This window comes from Fusibacter sp. (assembly GCF_057447755.1).
Map to the genome: position 1 here is coordinate 1 of NZ_JBVBZF010000241.1, position 5522 is coordinate 5522.

Annotated in this window: 7 protein-coding genes; 6 read left to right on the forward strand and 1 reads right to left on the reverse strand. The window is 39.1% G+C overall.

All coding sequences use genetic code 11. From position 1 onward, the window contains the following. A partial coding sequence (locus AC220I_RS17480; protein WP_486725151.1) for an AI-2E family transporter occupies nucleotides 1-572 on the reverse strand: 572 nt, incomplete at its 3' end. Nucleotides 573-716: 144 nt separating this feature from the next. On the opposite strand from AC220I_RS17480, the gene AC220I_RS17485 reads away from it, so the two are divergent. The 6 genes from AC220I_RS17485 to AC220I_RS17510 all read left to right on the forward strand — a co-directional run bounded on the left by AC220I_RS17485 (nucleotide 717) and on the right by AC220I_RS17510 (nucleotide 5268). Then, on the forward strand, nucleotides 717-1628 hold the full coding sequence (locus AC220I_RS17485; RefSeq protein ID WP_486725152.1) for an SPL family radical SAM protein: 912 nt from the start codon (nucleotides 717-719) through the stop codon (nucleotides 1626-1628). Nucleotides 1629-1794: 166 nt separating this feature from the next. Then, a complete protein-coding gene (locus AC220I_RS17490) occupies nucleotides 1795-2742 on the forward strand; it encodes an aromatic acid exporter family protein (RefSeq protein WP_486725153.1) in 948 nt (315 codons plus the stop codon). Between the two features lie 11 nt (nucleotides 2743-2753). Continuing rightward, the gene (locus AC220I_RS17495; RefSeq protein WP_486725154.1) at nucleotides 2754-3542 is read left to right on the forward strand and encodes a CHAD domain-containing protein; all 789 of its coding nucleotides are present in this window, start codon (nucleotides 2754-2756) and stop codon (nucleotides 3540-3542) included. A 364-nt stretch (nucleotides 3543-3906) separates the two neighbouring features. After that, nucleotides 3907-4353, forward strand: coding sequence for a GNAT family N-acetyltransferase (locus AC220I_RS17500; protein WP_486725155.1), 447 nt, complete (start codon nucleotides 3907-3909; stop codon nucleotides 4351-4353). A gap of 28 nt (nucleotides 4354-4381) precedes the next feature. Next, nucleotides 4382-4816 (forward strand): HNH endonuclease, encoded by a 435-nt coding sequence (locus tag AC220I_RS17505; protein WP_486725156.1) that lies wholly within the window; start codon nucleotides 4382-4384, stop codon nucleotides 4814-4816. A gap of 11 nt (nucleotides 4817-4827) precedes the next feature. Continuing rightward, nucleotides 4828-5268, forward strand: coding sequence for a hypothetical protein (locus AC220I_RS17510; protein WP_486725157.1), 441 nt, complete (start codon nucleotides 4828-4830; stop codon nucleotides 5266-5268). The last annotated feature ends 254 nt before the right edge of the window (nucleotides 5269-5522 follow it).

The window sequence follows — 5522 nt, forward strand, 5'->3', positions numbered from 1 at the left end:
AACTGGGTAAAGTTCTTCTTTAGGGTTTCTTTGTCTGCTAGCATATAGATGGATATGATGATGCCCAGTATGATGTTGAAGAAAACCATGGCAAAGCCAAGGAGGCCTTCGATGATGTTGGTGAGGAGCATGTTGCTGAATTTAGACAGGAGCTCTGCACCCTTACTGAGATTGTCATAAATCAGGCTGCCATATTCACCGAAATCATAAGTGGCAAGCTGAACCGGGATTTGTTCACCCCACTTGGCGAGGTCTGAAATCAGCTTATAGGCGTTGTCATAGATTTTTGGCACCAGGCTGACAGAGAAGACTGCCAGTATAAGTAACAAGGCCAAGTAAGTGATCAAAATAGCATACATGCGTTTCATTTTGAACTTTTTTTCCAGCTTACTGATGGGTTGATTTAATATGTAAGCAATGGCAAAGCCGATAAAAAACGGGGTTAAAACATTTAAAAATTTGGCGAAGACAGACACGACACCTGAACGGTCCATAATCAGCCAGGCTGTTAACAAAGTGGCAATACAGACCACGATCACATATTCAATAAATTTACGTTTTTCTTTTAGCATAAGGGTCCCCTTTGAAAAATTTGAGTCGATACCATCATATTACACTATTTATATTAAAACAGGGTTAAAATTCACTACAATTCTTAAAAAAGAATACCAAAATACGGTATAATAGGTTAAAACACATGAAAAGGAGCCGAGTAGATGACCCTAGCAAATCAAAAGGCTGATTTGATAAATGCGAAAACCATCTTGTCTGCCATCAAAGAAGGGGCAGATACTTGGTTTGGACTCCGCTATAACATGAATCTCTACAGAGGCTGTCAGCATGGCTGCATCTATTGTGATTCTAGAAGTGCATGCTATCGCATGGATGCTCTTGACCACATTTACGTGAAGGAAAATGCCTTGGCACTTCTTGAAAAGGAACTCGCCAGTAAGCGAAATAAAGGGACGATTGGCTTCGGTTCAATGAATGACCCCTATATGCCACTGGAATCAAACTATGAACTTACAAGAGGGGCACTTAAGCTCATTTGGGACTTTAGGTTTCCAATTCACATTATTACAAAGAGTGATCTTGTGGTCAGAGATATTGACCTTATTAAAAAAATCAGTAGTATCTATGCAGCAGTTTCATTTACCATTACGACCTTTGACGATGAACTCTCAAGCATCCTTGAACCCTATGCACCAGTAACTTCAAAGCGGTTTCAGGCCATGAAGGCCCTTTCAGACGCAGGAATATACACCGGTCTTACCTTGATGCCAATCCTGCCCTACATCAACGATAGCCCAGACAATATCCGAAACATATTGGTTGCGGCAAAGGCAAATGGGGCACAATATGTGGTGGGCTCGATGGGACTGACCCTAAGAGAGGGTTCAAGAGACTATTACTATAAGCAACTGGATGTCCATTTCCCTGGCTTAAAGGCAAGGTATGAAAGTGAGTATAAGCTGAATTATAACGTCATGCCAAAGCACCATAAGGCCCTCTACAAGGTCTTTTATGAAACCTGTAAGGCACTTGATCTTCCCACAAAGATGACATTTTATAAGGCCAGTGACCCGTCTGACTCGTATGAGCAAATGACCTTTGATTTAAATCTATAAAGGGATTGTAGCCTGTGCTAAAAAAGAGGTCTTGTTTCGCCCACTTATTTGAGGATAATATGTTTAAAGTTGGCCGAATATGGCTAAAAAGAATATATTGTTAATTATGAAATCATCTATTGTAAAAACGTGTCAGCCCCATGTGGTTTGGCATAAAGAGGGACCTATGATATATCGTGTAATAAAAATGACGGTTGGTGTGCTGATCAGTATGTACATAGCCGAATTAATGAAGTTGGAATTTTCACTTGCAGCAGGCATTATTGTCATGCTGAGTTTGATGGATACAAAAAAACAAACCTTCCAAGTGGCTTGGAAGCGTATTTACACCGCTGGTATTGGCTTTGCCATTTCAGCCCTGATCTTTAACTGGTTTGGCTTTGAACCTTGGGTACTTGGGCTTTTCCTAATCATGTTTGTACCCATTAGCCTGAGACTCAATGCACCTGAAGGTATTGTGATGAACACAGTAATTGCCACTCATTTTATGAGCTTTCAGAGCATAAGCACTGCAAGTATTGTGAACGAGCTGTCTCTTCTTGGGATTGGCATTGGTGTGGCCTTGTTATTGAATTTGCATATGCCAAGTCTTGAAAAAGAGTTAAAAGAAAAGCAAGTCCAAGTTGAAGAAGAGATGAAGCGGATTTTAATCCAAATGAGCTGTAATCTCAAAAACCTGTGTCTGGTCGATGACACAATGGAGGATATGACAGCGCTTGAGACCCTAATCAAGGATTCAAAGATCATAGCCCTTAAGCATGTGAACAACCTCTTGCTTGTGGACCATCAAATTTATGTCTCATATTTTCAGATGCGACTAGACCAGTATTACTGGATGCTCTACATGCAAAAGCATTTCAAGAACTGCTTTATCACGCAAACGGAAGCCATGATGCTCAGTGAGTTTACAGAACACATGGCAGAATGTCTTTCACCGTACAACGACCCAAAACCCTTGCTTGAAGAGCTTGATCGCATTAGATTGTTTTTCGCCAAGCAGCCCATACCCACTGAACAAGTTGAGTTTGAAAATTATTCAGCCCTTTATCAATATATGAATGACCTTGAAACCTTTATAATGCTGAAACTTGAATTTTCCAAAAAATATTTGTAATTGGAGGCTTTATGAAACCGGAAACTCGGATCCCACAAAACTTAAAAAAACATTTAGAGGACATTGATCTATATCTTGAAAAGATGATTGCAGACGATTTTAGCCATAAGGGCATACATGAATATCGTGAGAGCATCAGGAGATTTAGAGCCCTCTTATTCTTTTATGAGCCCTATATCCGAAATACTGATTTTGCAGATATGGCGTCAGCATCTAAGAAGCATTTCAATGCCACTTCTCTGATTAGAGAAATTGATGTTTTTGAAGAGGGTTACGGTCACATTATGAACGAAGCCACAAGGGAGAAGATTGAAGCACTTAAGGAACCCCTTAAGGCATCTTTAAGGGCAAATGTCACCAAGATGAAGGAAGTGACTTTTGCAAACTTTGAAATTCACATTAAGCCAAACATGGAAGAAAAAGATTATGAGGCTTTCGAGAAAATGAGACAGGCAGAGCTCTTTGAGGTCTTTGTTGCCAGATCTGCCTTTGATCAGGAAAACATAGAAAAGTCCATTCATGCCAAACGCATGATGGCTAAAAAAATCCGCTATGTACATTGTCTGCTCATGCCAGATAAGAAAGAGCTTGATCATCTTAACGAGTTACTGGATGCCTTTCAGCTGACGGCAAAGGCACTGCATGACGTCTGTGTCAATTTGAGATTTGTCGGCCACTATGAGCTTGATGATCCTGAGCTTCTTAACAAGCTGGTGAAGGACCATATAAAATACCTCAAAGAGGCAGACTACCTCTTTGAACGCGTACGTGAAGTCTTTGAAAGTTATTTGGCTTATTAAAGCATAAAAAAACGAATCTCAGGGGGATGAGATTCGTTTTTTTATTTATGTTAGTCTGTTGTTGTAGGGGAGTTGACACGGGGGGACGTGCCAATGAGTAAGAGTTTATTGCACTTTAATCTATCAATAATTTGGAATAAGCTTTTTGTGTCTTAGGAATCAAGTTCCTTTTGATACTCTTATAATAATGTATACATGTTAAGGGATAATTAATAATGTGTAAAAGACCTAATAAAAAACCATGAACAAATTAAAAACAAAAGTTTTACTAGTACAACAAACCTCTTTACAAATCATGGGAAAAAACGATAAAATGATAATAAGCATTACATAATTGAAACATTTGATATATTTGGGGGATAAAATGAAGTGTGTAATTAAACGATTTGATGATTTGACGATTAATGAGCTCTACGCCATCATGCAATTGAGATTTGAGGTCTTTGTTATAGAGCAAGCATGCCTTTATCAAGACATTGATGGTAAGGACCAAAAGTCCTATCACTTGATGTGCACGAACGCATCAGGTGAATTACTCGGTTATTTGAGAATACTGGATGCTGGTGTGAGTTATGATGAGGTTTCAATTGGCAGAGTCGTTGTCAGCGAGGGGGGCAGGGGCCTTGGGCTTGGTCGTAGAATTATGGAGGAGGCCATAGCCTTTATCAAGACGGTCAAGCAAGGGGATAGTGTTCGTATTTCGGCACAGGCCTATTTGCTGGATTTTTATAAATCACTTGGCTTCGACCAAGTTTCTGAAGTTTATTTAGAGGATGATATTCCACATATTGAGATGTTGTTAAAGTTATAGGGTTAAAGGATTTATAGGAGGAGGCGTCGTGATTCACAAGAAGACCATCAAACAATACATCTATGAACGTGATCAGGGAAGGTGCTTTCATTGTGGTAAACCGATTCGACTCAATCGAACGACACTAGACCACTACTTCCCAAAGAGCCTTGGGGGGACTGAGGAATATTTTAACCTGGTGACCTGCTGTAAGCCCTGTAATCGTATGAAGAAAAGTCGTATACCTGAAGACTGGCTGGATATAAATATCAACCTCTTTAAGATGGCAGTGAAAGATGGTAGAATAAGTAGTTCGGTGGATAAAAAGCTCGATTTTGACGGTCTTAAAAGGCTGGTAAAGGGTGTTGAAACCGTGTTTAGGAATAAGGTCAATACAGTGTTTGAAGGCAATGGCTATCGACTTTATGTAAAGGATAATCGGATCTATAAAATCGTGAGCTTTCACCATACAGATGAAGATTAAAGGAGTGTGTGATGGCAAATAGGGAAAATATAAGGATTAAAACGAAATACCATTCTGTGACCGAATGCAGGGAAAACTGTGTTGATGGCATTGGTATTAAACACTTGGCTAAGTCATGGTCCAATAAACTATTTGGTGTTTTTAATGACAAGGATGAATTTCAAATCTCATCAGAGGCAAAGGGTGCTGCACTATTTGTCTTCGAAGGCCGTATTGTGGAAAGAGAGGATGGCATTTACCTTGAGGGGGATATCCATGTAAAGCAAAGCTCTAAGCGAATTGTCTATGCGGGCTTTTTCTTTAGTGTCATCGTCGCCCTGTTTTTAATGTCCACCTTTAATCCTGTTTTTATGTTTATGAGTGTCCTCTTCCTGATCGTTTCAGGGATTAATTATCGCTATATGAACAAGAGTGATGATCTTTATAAGCTGATTGTGAAAAAGGTTTCTTAGGGGTAATAGGTGAGGCTTTTTATGAAAATTTCTTAAGAAGATTTCTTATGAAGGCTTCTAATTAAGATTTCTAATGAAGATCTCTAATAAAGGTCTATTATGAAGTGTTAATATAAAGACTTATTATGAAGACCTAATATAAAGACTTATGAAGAGGGTCTGTTGTAAAGACCTATTATGAAGACTTATTAAGAGAGTCTATTGTAAAGATCTTAAGGGGTTTTAATCATACATGAGACGTCACCAATAGACCT

What these genes read in the sequence shown, in the direction of transcription:
- AC220I_RS17485 (WP_486725152.1), top strand. Translation starts at nt 717, where the DNA reads ATGACCCTAGCAAATCAAAAGGCTGATTTGATAAATGCGAAAACCATC.
- AC220I_RS17490 (WP_486725153.1), top strand. Translation starts at nt 1,795, where the DNA reads ATGATATATCGTGTAATAAAAATGACGGTTGGTGTGCTGATCAGTATG.
- AC220I_RS17495 (WP_486725154.1), top strand. Translation starts at nt 2,754, where the DNA reads ATGAAACCGGAAACTCGGATCCCACAAAACTTAAAAAAACATTTAGAG.
- AC220I_RS17500 (WP_486725155.1), top strand. Translation starts at nt 3,907, where the DNA reads ATGAAGTGTGTAATTAAACGATTTGATGATTTGACGATTAATGAGCTC.
- AC220I_RS17510 (WP_486725157.1), top strand. Translation starts at nt 4,828, where the DNA reads ATGGCAAATAGGGAAAATATAAGGATTAAAACGAAATACCATTCTGTG.